General features: G+C 58.4%; 19 protein-coding genes. 9 read left to right on the forward strand and 10 right to left on the reverse strand.

Going from position 1 to position 17878, the window contains the following annotated elements; genetic code table 11:
- Positions 1-52: 52 nt before the first annotated feature.
- Positions 53-1000 carry a pentapeptide repeat-containing protein gene (locus GEI7407_RS08165; RefSeq protein ID WP_015171671.1) on the forward strand — a complete coding sequence of 316 codons (948 nt, stop codon included), beginning with the start codon at positions 53-55 and terminating at the stop codon, positions 998-1000.
- Between the two features lie 34 nt (positions 1001-1034).
- On the opposite strand, the gene pap is transcribed toward GEI7407_RS08165, so the two are convergent.
- On the reverse strand, positions 1035-2540 hold the full coding sequence (gene pap / locus GEI7407_RS08170; RefSeq protein WP_041268830.1) for a polyphosphate:AMP phosphotransferase: 1506 nt from the start codon (positions 2538-2540) through the stop codon (positions 1035-1037).
- 165 nt (positions 2541-2705) lie between these two features.
- On the opposite strand from pap, the gene galE reads away from it, so the two are divergent.
- Positions 2706-3704 (forward strand): UDP-glucose 4-epimerase GalE, encoded by a 999-nt coding sequence (gene galE, locus GEI7407_RS08175; RefSeq protein WP_015171673.1) that lies wholly within the window; start codon positions 2706-2708, stop codon positions 3702-3704.
- Positions 3705-3906: 202 nt separating this feature from the next.
- Here the strand turns inward: galE and GEI7407_RS08180 are convergent, their stop codons facing one another.
- Entirely contained in the window at positions 3907-4575 is a 669-nt protein-coding gene (locus GEI7407_RS08180; protein ID WP_051030852.1) for a sugar transferase, read from the reverse strand.
- A gap of 425 nt (positions 4576-5000) precedes the next feature.
- On the opposite strand from GEI7407_RS08180, the gene GEI7407_RS08185 reads away from it, so the two are divergent.
- The 3 genes from GEI7407_RS08185 (at position 5001) to GEI7407_RS08195 (ending at position 8106) form a co-directional block, all read left to right on the forward strand.
- Positions 5001-5279: a hypothetical protein gene (locus GEI7407_RS08185; protein ID WP_223294501.1), complete on the forward strand. Its 279-nt coding sequence runs from the start codon at positions 5001-5003 to the stop codon at positions 5277-5279.
- Positions 5280-5356: 77 nt separating this feature from the next.
- The gene (locus GEI7407_RS08190) at positions 5357-6487 is read left to right on the forward strand and encodes a HetZ-related protein 2 (protein WP_015171676.1); all 1131 of its coding nucleotides are present in this window, start codon (positions 5357-5359) and stop codon (positions 6485-6487) included.
- Between the two features lie 263 nt (positions 6488-6750).
- The gene (locus GEI7407_RS08195; protein WP_150109741.1) at positions 6751-8106 is read left to right on the forward strand and encodes a pilus assembly protein PilB; all 1356 of its coding nucleotides are present in this window, start codon (positions 6751-6753) and stop codon (positions 8104-8106) included.
- Here the strand turns inward: GEI7407_RS08195 and eis are convergent.
- From eis to GEI7407_RS08220, 5 genes are all read right to left on the reverse strand, one after another.
- Positions 8103-9374, reverse strand: coding sequence for an enhanced intracellular survival protein Eis (eis, locus tag GEI7407_RS08200; RefSeq protein ID WP_015171678.1), 1272 nt, complete (start codon positions 9372-9374; stop codon positions 8103-8105). The genes GEI7407_RS08195 and eis overlap by 4 nt on opposite strands.
- Positions 9375-9411: 37 nt before the next feature.
- On the reverse strand, positions 9412-10479 hold the full coding sequence (gene aroF, locus GEI7407_RS08205) for a 3-deoxy-7-phosphoheptulonate synthase (protein WP_015171679.1): 1068 nt from the start codon (positions 10477-10479) through the stop codon (positions 9412-9414).
- A 32-nt stretch (positions 10480-10511) separates the two neighbouring features.
- Positions 10512-11003, reverse strand: a complete 492-nt coding sequence (locus GEI7407_RS08210; protein WP_015171680.1) for a PAM68 family protein — start codon at positions 11001-11003, stop codon at positions 10512-10514.
- 20 nt (positions 11004-11023) lie between these two features.
- Positions 11024-11293 carry a 30S ribosomal protein S15 gene (rpsO, locus tag GEI7407_RS08215; protein WP_015171681.1) on the reverse strand — a complete coding sequence of 90 codons (270 nt, stop codon included), beginning with the start codon at positions 11291-11293 and terminating at the stop codon, positions 11024-11026.
- A 178-nt stretch (positions 11294-11471) separates the two neighbouring features.
- Entirely contained in the window at positions 11472-11897 is a 426-nt protein-coding gene (locus GEI7407_RS08220) for a hypothetical protein (RefSeq protein WP_015171682.1), read from the reverse strand.
- 257 nt (positions 11898-12154) lie between these two features.
- Here GEI7407_RS08220 and GEI7407_RS19990 point away from each other — a divergent pair, with 257 nt between their 5' ends.
- On the forward strand, positions 12155-12322 hold the full coding sequence (locus GEI7407_RS19990; RefSeq protein WP_015171683.1) for a metallothionein: 168 nt from the start codon (positions 12155-12157) through the stop codon (positions 12320-12322).
- Positions 12323-12476: 154 nt separating this feature from the next.
- Here GEI7407_RS19990 and hemL read toward each other — a convergent pair whose 3' ends face one another.
- The gene (gene hemL, locus GEI7407_RS08225; RefSeq protein WP_015171684.1) at positions 12477-13802 is read right to left on the reverse strand and encodes a glutamate-1-semialdehyde 2,1-aminomutase; all 1326 of its coding nucleotides are present in this window, start codon (positions 13800-13802) and stop codon (positions 12477-12479) included.
- Between the two features lie 275 nt (positions 13803-14077).
- Between hemL and hisIE the strand changes: the two genes are divergently transcribed.
- A complete protein-coding gene (gene hisIE, locus GEI7407_RS08230) occupies positions 14078-14707 on the forward strand; it encodes a bifunctional phosphoribosyl-AMP cyclohydrolase/phosphoribosyl-ATP diphosphatase HisIE (protein ID WP_015171685.1) in 630 nt (209 codons plus the stop codon).
- A 63-nt stretch (positions 14708-14770) separates the two neighbouring features.
- On the opposite strand, the gene GEI7407_RS08235 is transcribed toward hisIE, so the two are convergent.
- Complete coding sequence (locus GEI7407_RS08235) at positions 14771-14998, reverse strand: DUF167 domain-containing protein (RefSeq protein WP_015171686.1); 228 nt, start codon at positions 14996-14998, stop codon at positions 14771-14773.
- A 124-nt stretch (positions 14999-15122) separates the two neighbouring features.
- Here GEI7407_RS08235 and GEI7407_RS08240 point away from each other — a divergent pair, with 124 nt between their 5' ends.
- Complete coding sequence (locus tag GEI7407_RS08240; RefSeq protein ID WP_015171687.1) at positions 15123-15509, forward strand: hypothetical protein; 387 nt, start codon at positions 15123-15125, stop codon at positions 15507-15509.
- A gap of 268 nt (positions 15510-15777) precedes the next feature.
- Here GEI7407_RS08240 and GEI7407_RS08245 read toward each other — a convergent pair whose 3' ends face one another.
- Positions 15778-16767, reverse strand: coding sequence for a pentapeptide repeat-containing protein (locus GEI7407_RS08245; RefSeq protein ID WP_015171688.1), 990 nt, complete (start codon positions 16765-16767; stop codon positions 15778-15780).
- A gap of 376 nt (positions 16768-17143) precedes the next feature.
- Here GEI7407_RS08245 and GEI7407_RS08250 point away from each other — a divergent pair, with 376 nt between their 5' ends.
- Entirely contained in the window at positions 17144-17785 is a 642-nt protein-coding gene (locus tag GEI7407_RS08250) for a microcompartments protein (protein ID WP_015171689.1), read from the forward strand.
- Positions 17786-17878 lie beyond the last annotated feature (93 nt).

Genomic DNA, 17878 nt, shown 5'->3' on the forward strand with positions numbered 1-17878 from the left:
GCTCCAAAACAAAAGAGGCACAACCGAGTGATTGCCGGAGTAGGGCTAACTTATGGACGTCAACTATCTGCTCAGAGCGTATGAAGCTGGCGAAAGAAACTTTGCAGGCGTGGATTTGCGGGGAGCAGACCTGAGTGGGGTAACTCTCATCGCCGTTGATCTCTCGGATGCCAACCTCATGGGGGCGAACCTCAGCCGGGCCTTCTTGACCCAGGCCAACTTGAGCGGCGCCTTCCTCAACTGGGCAGACTTGCGCTACGTCAAGCTCAGCGAGGGCTGCCTGACCCACGTCGACCTCACCAAAGCCAACCTGAGTGGCGCTTTTATGGTCAAGTCCGACTTCAACCGGGCCAAGCTCAGCGGCGCGAACCTCAATGGCGCCAATCTGCGCGGCAGCCATCTCCAGCACGCCAATCTCTGCGGCGCCAACCTCAACGCCATTAATTTGCGGGGGGCAGACCTGACGGGCGCCAACTTGAACTGGGCGAACCTCAGCGGCGCTCGCCTGAGTGGCGCGACGCTGCGGGGCTCCTTTCTTAACGGCGTGAAGCTGAAGGATGCCTTCTTGAATGGGGTTGATCTCAATGGGATTAACCTAGACGGCGTAGATCTGCGATCGACCAAGCTCAGCGGCGCAACGCTGCACGGCGCCAACCTGGCCGCGACAAATTTTAGCGATGCCAAAATGCACGGGGGGAGCTTCACCGGGGCGAATTTGAGCGGGGCGAACCTGTCTCGGGCTTTTTTGAAACGGGCCAATCTCAACTGGGCCAATCTTACTCGGGCTGATCTGACGGATGCAGACCTGACGGAAGCCAATTTGTTGGGGGCGCGCATTGAGGGGGCAGAGTTCACGGGGGTGACGCTGTCGGATCCGACGCGGCGCTATCTGCGCCTGATCGCGACGGGGGTGACGCCCTGGAGCCAGCAGCCCACGCGATCGACCCTGGAGTCGGAGCGGGCCTCTTCCCTCGCTCCCTCCCTGGCCCACTCCCGCTAAGGCCTCGAAAGCTTCGGTGACCTGCCCGTTTGTCCTAGAAGAGGGGCGATCGCGGGGCGTGCTCTAGGGCCGCTGCGATCGCCTGAGTCACCGTTTCTACTACCATGACCCGAGCGTAGAGCTTGTCGTTTGCGGGAACGAGGCTCCAGGGGGCGGCCGGCGTGCTGGTGCGCTGAATCGCCTGGTTGATCGCCACTTCGTACAGCGGCCAGCGATCGCGGTTTCGCCAGTCCTCCTCGGTGAGCTTGTACTGCTTGAACGGATCTTGCTCTCGCTCGGTGAAGCGGGCGAACTGCTCCTCCTTGCTGATGTGGAGCCAAAACTTTACAAGGACGTAGCCTGCGGTGATTAGCTGGTCCTCAAACTCGTTGATTTCGCGGTAGGCTCGGCGCCACGCCCCGTCATCTGCGAAGCCCTCCACTCGCTCGACGAGCACGCGGCCGTACCAGCTGCGATCAAAAATTCCAATGGTGCCGGCGGTGGGCAACTGCCGCCAAAATCGCCACAAATAATGATGGGATTTTTCCTCATCGGTAGGGGCGGCGAAGGGCTGCACAAAATAGTTGCGCGGATCGAGGATGTCGGTTAGGCGCTTGATGGCGCCGCCTTTGCCGGCAGCGTCCCAGCCCTCAAAAAGCACGATCACCGGCACCTGCTCCTCGTAGATCCGCTGCTGTAGGGTCCGCAGCTTGACTTGGGCTCGGCGCAGACGCTTTTTGTAGAGGTCGGAGGTCAGGGCTTTGGTGAGGTCCACCTGGGCCAAAAGGTTGGGCTCGGTGGGCTGTAGCTCGGTTTGGGGAGCGAGCCGAAGGGGCGGAGCTTGGCTCTGGAGGCGATCGAGGGCTTCGGTCATGGTCGCGACGACGCCGCTGAGGACTTTCACTCGCGCCCACCGCTTGCAGTTTCCCTCGACCAGGGTCCAGGGGGCGGGGCCGGTGCTGGTCTGGATCAGCATGTCTTCGGCGTGGGCGGTGTAGCGATCGTAGGATTTGGCCTGCTGCCAGTCCTCGGGGCGCACGCGCCAGGCCTGGAGGGGGTCGGCGGCGTAGCGCTTGAGGCGCTTTTGGAGCTCTTTGCGGCTGACGTGAACCCAGAATTTGGCGATCGCCATGCCGTCGTCGGCGATCTGGCGCTCGAAGGCGTTGATCTGGCGCATCAAGATGGGGACCTGGGCCTCTGAAACGCGCTCAAACAGCCGATCTTCCAGCACGTGGGTATACCAGCTGTGATAGAAAAACCCTAGATCGCCGTAGGCCGGTAGCCGCTGCCAAAATCGCCACAAAAAAGGATAGCGCTGTTCCTCTTGGGTTGGCGGCCAGATGGGATGGACCGTAAAGCCTCGGGGGTCCATGTACTGGACCATTTTCTTGACGATGGCGCCCTTGCCAGAGGCGGCCCAGCCTTCGAGGACGACGACCAGGCCAAGCTGCTTTTCCCAGCAAGCATTCTGGAGGGTGCGCAACTGCCGCATGAGCCCTTCCATCTGGAGGCGGTAGGTCTCTTTGTCGAGGCTTTGGTGAAGGTCAAGGGTTTCTAGCATGGCACCGAAGGGCGATCGCTGGGCTTTGATCATGCCACGGGTTGATCGAGATGCTGGCGACTTTAAGCTTTTGTGCCAATCCCGATAAACGGCAAGGTCAAAACTTCAAGAATTCTCTCTTGTAGAACCGTTAAGCTGTATGACGACCCCCATCCTCAATGTGCTGTGACCCAAGAAAAACCAACGATTCTTGTGACAGGAGGAGCTGGCTACATCGGCTCCCACGCGGTGCTTGCGCTCCAGCAAGCAGGCTATTCGGTTGTCATTCTCGATAACCTGGTTTACGGCCACCGGGATCTGGTGGAGATGGTGCTCAAGGCAGAGCTGATCGTGGGTGACACCAACGATCGCGCGCTGCTCGACCAGATTTTTGCAAGCCGGGCGATCGCGGCGGTGATGCACTTCTCGGCCTACGCCTATGTCGGTGAGTCGGTCCAAGATCCGGCCAAGTACTATCGCAACAACGTAGTTGGAACGCTGACGCTGCTCGAAGCCATGGTGGCCGCGTCTGTGAAGCGGTTTGTTTTTTCGTCGACCTGCGCGACCTACGGGGAGCCCCAGACCATCCCAATTCCGGAGGATCACCCCCAGAGCCCGGTCAATCCCTACGGCGCCAGCAAGCTGATGGTGGAGCAGATGCTCCGGGACTTTGACCACGCCTATGGCCTGAAGTCGGTCTACTTCCGCTATTTCAACGCGGCGGGGGCTTCTCCCAATGGCCTGCTGGGCGAAGACCACAATCCGGAGACCCACCTGATTCCGCTGGTGCTGCAAACGGCTCTGGGAGCCCGGGAGGCGATCTCGGTGTTTGGGACGGACTATCCGACGCCGGATGGCACCTGTATTCGTGACTATATCCACGTGTCCGATCTGGCGGATGCCCACGTCCTGGGTCTGGAATATTTGCTCAAGGGCGGAAATACAGACGTGTTTAACTTGGGCAATGGCAACGGCTTCTCGGTGCGAGAGGTGATCGAGGCGGCGTGCGAGGTGACGGGCCGCGAGATCGCGGTGGTGGAGTGCGATCGCCGTCCGGGAGACCCGCCGATGCTGGTGGGCAGCAGCGAAAAGGCCCGTCGCGTTCTGGGTTGGCAGCCCCAATATACAGATATGAAAGAAATCATTACCCACGCCTGGCAGTGGCACCAGGGCCGCCACGGCTAGGAAAGCTAGGCCTGAAATAGCCCAGGTTTAGGCGAGCTAGACGCCGTAAAGTCAAAGTCGAATTGAGCGATCGCCCCACACCCTGACAAGGATGGGGCGATCGCCATTGTTGTCCTAAGATAAACTGCTGCAACTAAAAAGCCCCCTGAACTCAGGAGGCTCTACAGCGATTGATGGGGGCTTTTGTCAATCTTGGTTCGGCTCAGCAAGCGCCAGAAGAGCGGCTCAGCAAAACCTGAATCGTCCGCAGAATCAGCGTCACGTCATAGAGCGGATGCCAGCAGTCTTGGTAGCGCAGATCCAGCGCCACGATGTCTTCGAAGTCCTTGATGCTGGAGCGGCCGTTGACCTGCCATTCGCCCGTCAGACCCGGCTTGACGTTGAGGCGCTGCCAGTGGTGATCTGCGTAGCGCGTCACTTCATCATGGGTTGGCGGACGCGTACCGACCAGGCTCATCTCGCCCATCAGCACATTCCAAAACTGGGGCAGCTCGTCTAGGCTAGTGCGGCGCAAAAAACGACCAACTCGGGTGATGCGCGGATCGTTCTCGTTCTTGAAAATGAGTCCTTTAGCCTCGTTTTTGACCTGCTGCTTGAGGGCTTCGGCATTGGAGACCATCGACCGGAACTTCCAAATCCGGAAGCGGCGTCCCTGGAGTCCATATCGCTCCTGTGAGTATAATATGGGTCCTGCGCTGTCCAGCTTGATGGCGAGAGCGATCGGCACGAAAGCAATACCTAGGATCAATAGGCCAACCAAGCTGCCGACAATGTCAAGAAGGCGTTTGAAAGCTGAGTAGGCTGAGGGGTGCGCTGTTTGGCTGGCGATAGGGGCCACAATCTCGGTAGACGGGGCGATCAGCGAGGACATGGCGGAGTTGGTCATCTTTGCTTTTCGTTGTAAAAAAACCGTATAACCACGTACGTGTAACTAATCCAAATCATAGTGCGCTTCTGGGAGGACATATAGAGTTAGACCACGAACTTTGCGAAATCTTGGTCGACATTCTGAGGAATCCAGGGCCTGTGTGAAGTTTGTATAAAGTCTCCTCTGTCCATGGGTAGCAAAATTCTGGAGGTCAGAAGCGGGCCTCTTTTATGTGAAAGTACGTAAGAGTGGAGGTACGCAAGAAGAAGGAGAAGGCGATCGCGCTGTTGGCGGGTTGTGGCTAGGGGAGTGGCGATCGCCCCGTCCATAGAGGCATCGAGAATAAATAAGTGTTAGGAATGACAGTGAATGGCTTTGTAATCTATCCAAAAAGAGGGTTTTGAGGAGTGGATGCTCGTTTGGAGAAGTTGGAGTCGATTGTTCAGCAGATTGGAGAAGCGGTTTTGGCGACGACGGAAACGGTCGATCGTTTGGCGGATCGCATTGATGCGCTGACGACGCAGGTCCAACAGCAATCTCACCAAGTGCAGCAGCAGGGATACCAAATTTTTGCCCTCAGCGACGCAGTACAAACCTTGGCCGAGACGCAAAATGCTTCCCACAAACGTCTTGCTCAGCTAACGGATACGCTGCGGCAGTTGGTGGCTTGTATTGAAGAATCTGATAGTTCTGAGGTGCACAACTAGGCCGATGGTCTCATCGGCAGGGAGGTAAACCTTTGAGCGGTGCCGTAAACCTTGAGAGAGAGGGCAGGACTGCATTCATGACATTAGCTGAAGAGTTGGCTGATGGTTGGCGATCGCGCTTGCAGCAAGACTGCGCTGATCAGAGCGAGGCGGTGCGTGAAGGCATCGTCAACTGGTTGCTAGGCGAAGATCAGACGCGCTTTGAGGGGCTGGACCCGGACCAGTTGGCGATCGCCCAACAGGCCATGGACTACCGCTACCGAATTTTGGTCCAGCGCTATCTGGGGGTAGCGCCCGATCGCGCCTACCAAAAGCTGCTCCAGCGGCTTAGCAGCCTGTTTTTGATCCGCAACAAGATTCGGACTTGGGTCTCTCTGAGCCGCGATCGCCATCGGACGGTCATGGATGTGCTGCAAGAGGTGGTGCAGGAACTGCTGCAAAGCGATCGCTACATGCAGCAGCAGATCGCCTGGATTGCTCAGTGCACGCGCAGCTCGGTGTTGCGCAACGTTCTGCTGCTGGCCAGCTTGGAAGAGTATTGTCTGCGCCCGATCCGCAACCAGCCGCTGCTGGTATACCGGTTTGTGAACTACCTGCGGCGATCGCAGCGGGGCGGCATGACCCAAGTGCCGGGCGGCGAGCTAGTGCGCTTGGTTTCTGAGGAGATCGCCCCTGACGATGCCGAAAACCCCATTAGCCTGCTGGACAATCAGGCGGTTGCTCAATACCAAGAGGAGCAGGAGTGGGAAGAGCGTCAGCGCCTGCGCAATGGCGTTCAGCAAGAATTTGAGGCGTATTTGGTCGAAAACGTTGACCCCCTGGCGGCACGGTGGCTGCAGCTTCACCTCCAGGGGCGCTCCCAGGAGTCCATTGCCAAGCTGCTGGGCGTGCCGATCAAGCAGGTTTATCGCCTTCGGGAAAAAATTAGCTACCACGCAGTTCGCGTCTTTGCCCTCAAGGGGCAGCCAGAGCTGGTGGCTAGCTGGCTCGAAACTTCGCTACAGGAGCACAGCTTGGGCCTGACTCCCGAGCAGTGGCAGCAGTTTTGGGAGACGCTCACGCCGGTGCAGCAGCTGCTGCTAGAGCACCTCAAGGAGGGCCAAAAGCCAGAGGCGATCGCCAAAGAGCTCAATCTCAAAACCCATCAAGTGATGGGAGAGTGGGGAAAGCTTTACCTGGCGGCCCAAGCTTTGCGAAACGTGTCGTGATGGGAAAGTCTTGGGCTCTTTCTAGCTCAGCGCGGGACCCGTCGCAGGCGATCGGTTGCAGCTTTCGATAAAACTTCGCAACTCGATCCGGAGGACTAGCCAATGGGGCGTCTAGGATAGTATTGATCCACATCGATCAACTTCTGTGCTGAGTACAGAAGTGGGGGCGGGAGGTGACTGCCGGTTTTGCCGGGTCAAGGTCACTTCCAGGGTGCCGCCTCATATCTAGTGCAAGTTTTCTTCTGATATTTCGTGACCGGGCTTTGAGATCTGCTGGGGATTGGGCGATCGCCTCGAATTTGCGATCGCTGTTTGCCATCCCATTGCAGCCCATGGAGCCCCTCGTCCCATACCCCTTCATTTGTCCTCGGGCTCTACCCATGGCGTTCCCTCCCACTGATGATTGCTCCGCTGCCGGAGCAGCCATTCCGCGTCGCTCTGAGTCTCCTGCGATGGCCCAAAATTCGCCCCTGACGGCGGCCCAAGTCGACGCTGAGCAAGCGTTTCGCCTAATCGACAGCATTTTGCCCTTTGAGGCGTGCCTGTATCATCAGGTGTTTCCGGTGGCTCTGGAGGGCAGTCGGCTGCGCTTGGCGATGGTGGATCCGAGCGATCGGGCGGCTATGGACTATGTGCGGCGAATTTTGGCGTTTATGAACTGCTCGCCTCAGCCCCAGGCGATCGCCCCCGACGCTCACCACGCGCTGCTGTCAGCCTATCTCCACTACAAAAACCTCCACCCCACCGCGCCGCCCCTGGACCCGCGATCGCTCCAAGAGACGCGGGAAACCCTGATCGTGGACAGCCCGACCCTAGTGACGGATGGCTTTGTGGCCCCGCGCGATCGCCCCTGCCCTGAGCCCCCTGTTGACGAGGGAACCTTGATTTTGACCGAGGGACCAGAGCCTGAGGCGATCGCCCCGCCCCCGCTGCCGCCTCCACCGCCTGCACCCGACCCCCACCCCAGAATTCCGCTTCTTGTATTGCAGGTAAGCCACCTGGCCGAGCCAGTTCAGCACCTGGTTACCCTACCTCCCCAAAAACTTTTGCAGGAGCTGCTGGGACGAGCACTGCTGGGCGGTATCGGGCGACTTTATTTTGAGCGCTACGACCATTCTGGCCGCATTCTCTGGAGCCAAGACGGCGTACTTCAGTCGGTCATCGAAGCTCTACCCCAGTCCCTCTTCCAGGCTCTCCTCAACGAGCTCAAGCGCCTGGCTCAGACCTCCATGGTCACTGTCCAAAAGCCAAAGCAGGTCGAGATCGAGCGCCTCTACCAGGGCCAGCGCGTCCTGCTGCGCATTCGCCTCATGCCCGGCGCCTGGGGAGAAGAAGCAACTTTGCAGGTTTTGCGGGGGGCTGCGCTGCGCTTCCATGAGCAGCAGCGTCTAGACCGCCTCAGCCAAGAGGCGCTGCGCATTGCTCAGCGACTTCAGCAGACGGTGAATGAGATTCGCCAGCGCAGCAAGGGGCAAGATGGGACCCTGTCGGAGGCCTCGCTAGAAGCGTTGCCAGCCCTCAATCGAGTCCTGCAACACCTCGATCGCCAAATCCAGGACTTGGCCCACGACGCCCATTCCGAGCCAGAGCTGCCGCCTGAGAGTGGCGAAAAACCCTAAAAGACGTCCCAGCAAAAGGGTGGGATGCACTGCCAGGCAGCTTCGAGGCGCTGCAGCAAAGCGCGATCGCCCTCGAACTCAATTTCCCGCGTCCACAGCAGCTCCGTCGGTCGCCGCATCCCGCAAAACATCTCCGTCAGATGCTCAATGGAGGTGGTGACCACGGCGGGCACTGGCTGAGACACGGGGTGCATCCGGCCAGCAGTAAAGTTAGCCGTGATGGTTTGATTGCCCAGTATGGGATCGCGCACCTGAAACGTCAGAATGAAAGGCGGCCCAGCATGAACGGGTCGCAGCCGAAAAGCGGCGGCCAGGTCTACAAGGCGCCACATAAAACCGCCCCCAATCTGGCCAAAAGGCGGCACGATGCTAAAAAGTGGCGCGTGAGTATGAGCTTGGCGCTGCTCCTCGAGCAGATGAGGAAAGGGGTCCTCTGGGTACGTGTTCCAGAAAATCGTAGAAACTTGGTCTCGCAGAGACGACAGGAAGCCAAGAATGCCTCGATAAGCGTCAACGTTGACAGCGACCCACTCCAGGATGCTAACGGTTGTGCAGCGATCGCCCGTCTGACCAAACTGCAAAATCACGTATCCCAGCAGCTTGCCCGCTTCCTCGTAGCAATAGATCACCTTGCCCGGCTCGGGCCGCAGACGCATTTCCCACTGCAAGACCTGTCGGCGCAGCCAGCCGTTGTGGCGACTGGCAGACCGCAGATAGGTGTCGTACAGCGCCTGCTCGTGGGTTTCAGCCTGATAGGGAACCACATTGTGCCGCTCCGGATAGGCCGGAATGCTCTCGGGCGCCACAGCGTACTGATGGACGCGGCCCACCCATGCCCAGCCGAGTCGCCGATAAAAGGCGTGGCGAAACGGATAAAGCATCACCAGGGGGACGGGCGATCCGTTGCCCTGCTGGCCTGCGGCCTGAAAAGCTTTGAGAGACTGCTCGATCAAGAAGCGAGCCACTCGCTGGCCTCGGCGATGGGGAGCGACGGCCAGTCCTGCAATGCCTTTGGCGGGCAGGTCCTGACCCTCAAGAAAGATCTGTAAGTCGAGCTGGGCGTAGGTTCCGATGGCTTCACCAGAAGCGGCGTCTAGGGCCAACATCTGCTGCCGTCCTGGGCGGTTGAGCCCCTGACTAAACCAAGCCTGCTGAATGTCGGCGTCACTCTGGGTCGGGGCAAAACAAAGCCGCTCAAGACTAACCACTTGGTTGAGGTCAGCGTCTTGAGCGGGTCTGAGGGTGATGCCCGGAAGGTCAATCACCATAAAGCTTTAGCGTAGAGGGTAAAGATCCGAGTAGCGACTAGGCTAGGGCGGGCTGGGGAGCGTTTTGCGGCCAGCGACCCACGGCTTTGCCGATGACGGCGAGTTCCTGTACCAGCTGATCAAAGCGATCGGGGGTGAGGGACTGGGGACCGTCGGACAGAGCCTTCGCAGGATTCGGGTGGACCTCGATCATGAGGGAGTCCGTACCGCCCGCGATCGCCGCCATGGCCATCGCCGGAACGTACTCAGCGCGGCCTGTGCCGTGGCTGGGGTCGATCATGATCGGCAGGTGCGTGAGCGATCGCAGCACCGGCAGCACCGACAGATCCAGCGTGTTGCGCGCAAACTGACGATCGAACGTCCGGATGCCCCGCTCACACAGGATCACGTTGGGGTTACCAGCGGCCAAGATGTACTCCGCTGCCATCAGCCACTCATCGATCGTGGCAGACATGCCGCGCTTGAGCAGCACCGGCTTGTCCTGAGCACCCACTTTCTTGAGCAGCGAAAAATTCTGCATGTTCCGAGCGCCGATCTGGATGACGTCCGCCACCTCTGCCAGCACTTCTAGGTCTGCTGCATCCATCAACTCTGTGATGATGCCCAAGCCGGTTGCTTCCCGCGCCTTGGCCAACAGGTCCAGAGCGCTCTCGCCGTGGCCCTGGAAGGCGTAGGGAGAGGTGCGAGGCTTGAAAGCTCCACCCCGCAAGAAGTGAGCCCCTGCCGCTTTGACGCGCCGCGCCGTCTCAACGATCATCTCTTCGTTCTCGACGGAGCAAGGGCCTGCCGTGATCACGATTGGGTGATGCTCACCAAAGGCCACTGGACCGTTGGGAGTAGGGACCACCACTTCGCTGGGTTCGCCGTGGCGATATTCCCGACTGGCCCGCTTGAAGGGCTGCTCGACTCGGAGGACTTGCTCAATCCACGGACTAATTTCTTGAATCTGGAGCGGGTCGAGGTCTGCAGTATCCCCCACCAAGCCGATGACGACCTTGTGGCGGCCAACGATCTGCTCAGGGGTCAAACTCCAGCTTTCTCTGAGTTCCTGACTGATTCGGGCAATCTCGGCTTCAGGAGAGCCGCTTTTCATGACGACAATCATGGTTACTTTCCTGTGAGGTGTCTCTTCGGTGACTATCCTTTACGGCGAGCGTCCCGTGCTTCGCGCCAAGCTGCGGTGAGGCGTCCAAAGTTGGTTTTGAACTCTTCCCAGCCGATCTTACTGCCCAGAATCTCTTCTTCCCAGGAGGCGGAAAGAACGCCGTAGCTGAGACCCAAAACGCTCAGACCAAAAAATCCCATGCTGACTAGCACGACGGCAGAGGTCGGCATGGGAAAAACATCGCCAATTACGATGAAGTAGCTAACGAAGAAGGACGCGATGCCGAAAAACAGCGGTACGCCACTAAAAAGGCCCATGCGCTGAAGCATGCGCTTGCTGACGGCTTCTGGAATAGCATCAAGGCTACTGTCGGAAGAACTCGCAGAAGCCGCTGGGGTCTGCTTGTCTGCATTGACGCGAGGTTCACCCTTGGGTGCTGTGGTCTCGCTCTTTTTGCGGCTTTTGCTTGGCTCGAAGGGGAGGCGATCGCGCTCTTTGGTCTCGTTTTGGGAATCAGACGCCATACTTTACAAATCAAACTCTACTAGCCGCGGATACCAAGGCGACCAATGAGTGCACGATAGCGCGTTTCGTCTTGCTTGAGGATGTAGGCGAGCAGACGCTTGCGGCGACCGATCATCTTCAGCAGACCTTGGCGAGAAGCATGGTCTTTCTTGTTGCCACGCAGGTGCAGGCTGAGGCGGTTGATCCGCTCGGTCAGCATTGCAACTTGGACATCGGCGGAACCGGTGTCCGTTTCGTGGGTCTGGTAGTCGTTGATGATTTCTTGTTTGCGCACTTGCAGCAAAGCCATGGCTTCGATTTATTCCTCTAAATGCTAATCCGCCGATTTTCCATATTATCACAAGCTTTTGGGCTGGTTGAGGGCCTTTGTCCGGAGGACTGGATATTCTGTGGGACTTGGAGGGCTTTGATGCTCAAAACGGAGGAAGTTGCGCTGTTGGGTCGCGCTTGGGCAAGGGGCTGGTGAGCTAGGGCCGGCAGTGCTGGTTGAGCTGGGCGAGGAGCTCGGCTTCTCGACTGGTGGCGGTGCGCACCTGCTCGATGGCGGTGTCGACGGCTAGCTGGTTGCTTTTTTCGGCGGCGACAAAGTTGCGGACGCCTTGGCTGGTGCCCTGGTACATCTCGCTGAAGCCGACCTGAAGACTGCGCAGGGTGCGATCGCGCGGAGAGAGGTCCCGCAGGTCATTGGAGAGGCTCAGCAGTTCGTTGGCGGAGGAGATGGCCTCTTGGCTTTGGTTGCTGCGGAGGGCTCGCTCGATGGCGATCGCCTGCTGGGCGGCGCTGCGGGCGATGTCGGTAAATTGGTCACACTGATCTACCTTGCTTTGGCAGCTCGCAAGGCTCAAAGGGGCGATCGCCAGCCATCCCCACTTCAGGGACTTCTTTGGGAGCATGTCGTCGTTTGAACGGGCTGTTCCGATTTAACCATGCTCTCCCCGGCTGGTCTTGAGGGTGCCCGCTAGTCCCAAAAGGGTCCTGCTGCCCCTGGGATACATAGGGGGCAATTTCTCCCGGCTAGCTTTTAAGTTTTGTGTCGCGCATCAACCGGCCAAACTCTTCCAAAAATGAAATTTCTTGGAAAAAATATCTGAATATCTGTTCAGGTGTTAGTCTATGACTGACAGCAATCTTTCCCATGAAGGCCAAACCCATGACGACTGTTACCCAAATGAAGTGTGCCTGCGAGTCTTGCCTGTGCGTTGTGAACCTCAGTGATGCTGTTCACAAGGACGAAAAGTACTACTGCTGCGAAGCCTGTGCCAATGGCCACCAGTCGGGCGACGGCTGCGGTCACAGCGGCTGCGGGTGCCATTCCTAATCTGAGCCCTCGAGCATTAGAAAAAACCCCCCGATTGGTAAAGCAATCGGGGGGTTTTGTTCAAAACGCTATCTGGCCTGCGGAAAATCCCCAGACGAAAGACAGTCAAAGGGCGATCGCGTCACAGCGCAACCGATCTAGAAAGCCAAGAGCCCTAGAGGCTCGACAGCACCGTGCGGGCGGCTTCCAGCGTCCGATCGATGTCTTCTTCAGTGTGGGCCAAGGACGTAAATCCAGCCTCAAACTGGGACGGAGCCAGGTAAACCCCTTGCTCCAGCATGCCGCGGTGGAAGCGGCTGAACTTGCTCAAATCAGACTTCTTGGCGTCCTCGTAGTTATGAACGGGACCGGCAGCGAAGAACAGGCCGAACATGCCGCTGATCTGCCCGCCGCAGACGGCGTGACCGGCTTCTTTGGCAGCTTCCAGGAGGCCGTTGGCGAGCTTCTTCGTGATGCGATCGAGGTACTCGTAGGAGCCGGGCTTCTGGAGCAGCTCCAGGGTCTTGATGCCCGCCGTCATGGCCAAGGGGTTCCCCGACAGGGTGCCGGCCTGGTACATGGGGCCTGCGGGAGCCACCATCTCCATGATGTCGCGGCGACCGCCGTAGGCGCCTACCGGCAGACCACCGCCGATGACTTTGCCCAGGGTCGTCAGGTCGGGGGTCACCCCAAATTTTTCTTGGGCGCCGCCGTAGGAAATCCGGAAGCCGGTCATCACCTCGTCGAAGACGAGCAGAGCGCCGTTTTCTTGGGTGATTTCCCGCAGTCCTTCGAGGAAGCCAGCATCGGGAGTGATGAAGCCAGCGTTGCCGACGACTGGCTCCAGGATGACGCCAGCGATTTCATCGGGGTTCTCGGCGAACAGGGCCTTCACGGCCTCTAGGTCGTTGTAGGGCGCGGTGAGGGTGCTGTTGGTGGCGGACTTGGGAACGCCGGGAGAGTCGGGCAGGCCCAGGGTGGCAACGCCAGAGCCAGCTTTCACCAAGAACATGTCGGCGTGACCGTGGTAGCAGCCTTCGAATTTGATCACTTTTTCGCGACCGGTGAAGGCTCGCATGAGGCGCAGGACGGCCATGCAGGCTTCGGTGCCCGAGTTGACGAAGCGCACCATTTCGATGCTGGGGACGGCGTCGATGACCATTTCGGCCAGGACGTTTTCGAGGACGCAGGGGGCGCCGAAGCTGGTGCCTTTGTCGAGGGCGCTGTGGAGGGCCGACAAGACGTCGGGGTGGGCGTGGCCGCAGATGGCGGGGCCCCAGGTGCCGACGTAGTCGATGTACTGGTTGCCATCAACGTCCCAGACGTAGGCGCCTTTGACGTGATCGAAGACGATGGGCTGACCGCCGACGGATTTGAAGGCCCGCACGGGGGAGCTGACGCCGCCCGGCATGAGTTTTTGGGCAGCGTTGAAAATTTCTTCTGATTTAGTGGTTTTTAGGCTGGTGCTAATCAAAACGCTCTCCTTAGTCTGTGTCGTCATCCATCCATGGGGTGGGGAGATCCCATCTGTTCCCCGACGGGTTACAGGCTGTGTGGTGTGATGGCTCGTTTGATAATCCTACCTGTCTGGCCGGTCGGAAGCTATGGCATGGGGGGATCAAGTCTGGGCGCGAGGGGCGATCGCCCTTCGAGATAGACTAAAAGGTGGCTCGAATGTGTGGGGTCCAGGGCAAAACTGACCCAAAATCTCGAGCATTGCCGCTGCGGTTTGTCCATTGTTTTCAGTTTCGAGGGTTGGCTGTGCCTGACGCGCAAATGTGGTCTGACGCGATTCCACTGGATCAAATTCGATATAACGAGCAGGGCCTGGTGCCGGCGATTGTCCAAGACCATCTCGATGGCACGGTGCTGATGATGGCCTGGATGAATCGGGAGTCTCTGGCGAAGACGCTGGAGACGGGAGAGACCTGGTTCTGGAGCCGCTCTCGCTCGGAGCTGTGGCATAAGGGAGCGACGTCGGGCCATCTCCAAAAAGTGCGATCGCTGCGCTACGACTGCGATAGCGATGCGCTGCTGATTTCGGCGGAGCAAGTTGGCGATATTGCGTGCCACACGGGGGAGCGGAGCTGTTTTCATCAGGTGGACGGCCAGGTGTCGCCGCCCCCGGCGGATATGCTGTCCCAGGTGTTTGGGGTGATCTGCGATCGCCGCGATCGCCCGAATCCCGATTCCTACACCTGCAAGCTGCTGGCGGGGGGCGACAACAAAATCCTCAAGAAAGTCGGCGAGGAGTCGGCGGAGGTGGTGATGGCCTGCAAGGATGACGACAAAGACGCGATCGCCGGGGAGGTGGCTGACCTCTTCTATCACACCCTGGTGGCCCTGGCCCATCATCAGGTTGATCTGCGCGATGTGTACCGCAAATTGCAGGAGCGCCGCCGCTAGCGCGTTCTTTCCAGCTTAGAAATAGCGCACAAAAACGCACCAAAATTGTGGCGAAACCTGGCTCTAATCGATGTCAATTTCGACAATTTTGGCGCGGGAAGTTTGACCCGATTTGATCGAGATTTGCCGACGAGAAACGCCAAAATGGTCGGCCAAAATTTCGATCAAGGCTGCGTTGGCTTTGCCGTCTACGGGAGGTGCGGAAAGCTGAATGATCAGGCTGCCGTCTGAGGCCGTTGTAATCTTCTGCACTTTGGCGCGGGGCTTGACCTTGACGGTAATGGTTCGCATGGGCAATAGAATGGCTCACGAGGGGCGGGGAACCTGCTTTGGGCGATCGCCTTCGAGATACAGTAGCAGGGACAGCTTGCTGTCAACTGAGCCCCCCAGTGAAATGCGTTAAGGAGTGTGTGTCATGAGCCAAAAATGGTTGCTAGGGGCGATCGCCCCGCTGGCTGGTCTGCTGGTTGCTCTGACGCCCGATCGCGCCTCTAGCCAAATCGTGCCGCGCCCGTGGGTGTCGGTCGGTGGTCAAGATGGAGATGTGAGCGTGGCGGTGGGCGCAAGGGCTTTGGGCCTGGGTGTTGAGGTCGGCACCATCGATGACTCGACTGGCGTTGATGTCCTGAAGTTTTTGAGTTTGCCTGTGATCTCTCCCTACGTGGGTGTAGGGCTGTATTCCGATGATGAGGGCGTTGCCTTCTCGGGCGGTGTGCAGGTAGACGCGACCGATCGCCTATTTGTAGGCGCTGGCTACAACTCTGTGCGCGGCATCAATGGTCAACTCGGAATTTCTTTCTGATTGTCCAAATTCTTGAACTTCAAAGGGGGCGATCGCCCCCTTTGAAGTTCAAAAGAAACTTTTAAAGTCTAAAAACAGTGTTTGAAACTCCCGAGAAGTTGCCGTCAGTGCCGGAATTTATTCAGGATTGACAGCTATCGGTTCGAGTCTTATTTGACTGGCTGTATGAATAAAAAAGCGTGAGGGCGATCGCATTTGGGCGCGAACTTTTATGAACGAAATTGCGAGTTCTGAGCTTGGACGGGCGATCGCCCTCTAGACATTTCAATCAGGCAAAAACAGTTCCATCGGGCATCGTCGCTTCAGTCAAGATTGCATCCTGCTGATCTGCTCCCGTGGTGTCTGCGCCCCGCAGACTGGCCCCCCGGAAATTGGTGCGTCGCAGGATCGCATCTCGCAGCTTCGCGCTCCACAGGTATGCCCCGCAGAGCCGCGCCTCTGAGAAATCTGCTCCCTCGAGCAAGGCCCCGTTGAAGTTGGTCTGCGAGCAGTCGGCCTCCCGAAAATCCGTTGTGGAGCAGTCGGCTTTGCTCAGGTCAGCCTCACTGAGATTGGCCCGCAGCAGCAGCGCCATAGTCAGGTTCGCGGCTCGCAAATTGGCGCGAATGAGCCGAGCGACCCGCATTTGAGCACCGGAGAGATTGGCCGCCGTCAGGACCGAGTCGCTAAGGTTGCAGCCGCTGAGCTTGGCCTCGCTCAGATCCACCCCGTCCAGATCAAATCCGTGCAAATCGACCCCATTCATATAAGCGCCTGCCAACTTGATGCCGCTCAAGATAGCGCCCTCAAAACGGACACCGCTCAGGCGGGCACCGTTTAGGTTCGCCCAGCTCAAGTTCGCGCCGGAGAGATTAGCCGATCGCAGATTAATCCCCTCCAAATTACTCCCGCACAGGTTCACATTACGGAGGTTGGCTGATCGCAGGTTTACCCCGCTGAGGCGTGCCCCGCTGAGGCGGCACTCGGGGAGCTGTGCCCGGACAAGATTCGCGCCTTGGAGGTTAGCCTTTGTGAGGTCTGCGTGACTGAGATTGGCGTCAATTAGTTTTGTGTAGCTAAGGTCTGCACCGTAGAGAAAGGCACCCTCAAGATTTGCGCCAACAAAGGAAGTTCGGCTGAGGTGGGCTGAGCCCAGATACGCCCCTTGAAGATTGATTCCTGGCAGCTGAACATGCTCTAGGCGAATCCCAATGAGATTCTCGTGACTAAAGTCACGCTCTCCGGCTTCGTAGCGTTGCAGTAGTTCCTCAGCATTCATAGCACCATGTCCTCGGGTCTAGGTTTATTTAGATTTCCCGAGAAGCAACTCACTGCCTAAACTCTTCATTAAGGTTCATACTTTGGGATCGCGCAGATTGGTCTATAAATTGCCAAAAACAATTCCAAAATGGCTGCAACCAGATTTGAAAGCGGGGCTAAAAAATCAGTGAGCGATCGCCCACTTGCAAAATTACTAAAAACAAAAAATGAATTGTTGAACGGGAGCAGGGCCTCTTAGGGTTGCCTGACGCGACAGAACCTGGGGCCAGCAACCTGTCAACCTCTTGGTAGAAAAGGCTTTCCCGCTGCATGTCTTGGTACACTCAAGAAGCTGTAAAGCCTGTATCTTTGCAAACCCCCGTGGAGACGTTGTTTTGGGCGTAGAACTACGCAGTTATGTCTTTCTAGACAGCTTGCAGCCTCAACATGCTGCGTATATTGGCACCGTGGCGCTAGGGTTTTTGCCCCTGCCCGGCGACTCTTCTCTCTGGATCGAGCTGTCCCCCGGCATCGAAATCAACCGAATCACCGACGTCGCCCTCAAAGCCGCAGAGGTGCGGCCCGGCGTGCAGTTCGTTGAGCGACTCTACGGCCTGCTAGAGATCCACTCCAGCCGCCAAGGAGAAACCCGGGCCGCCGGACGCGCCATCCTCGAAACCTTGGGCGTCAGCGAGCGCGAATGTATCAAGCCGCGGGTCATCTCCAGCCAAATCATTCGCAACATCGACCCCTACCAGGCCCAGCTGATCAACCGCACTCGCCGAGGCCAGCTGCTGCTGGCGGGCCAGACCCTCTACGTCTTGGAAGTAGAGCCCGCTGCCTACGCCGCTCTGGCGGCCAACGAGTCCGAAAAAGCCGCCTTGATCAATATCTTGCAGGTGCAGGCCGTCGGCAGCTTTGGCCGGCTGTACCTGGGAGGCGAAGAACGCGATATCTTGGCAGCGTCCCAGGCCGCCCTAGCCGCGATCGAAAACGTCGTGGGGCGCGATCGCTCCACCAGCCAGCGCAACGAATAGACCCCAACCAAGCCCATGGCAAACCCAGAGCACCTTGCGCAACTCCAGAGCGGTGCGGTGAGATGGATTCAGTGGCGCGCGAAATCTCCCTCT

The sequence above is a fragment of the Geitlerinema sp. PCC 7407 genome (assembly GCF_000317045.1).
Classification (GTDB): Bacteria; Cyanobacteriota; Cyanobacteriia; order PCC-7407; family PCC-7407; genus PCC-7407.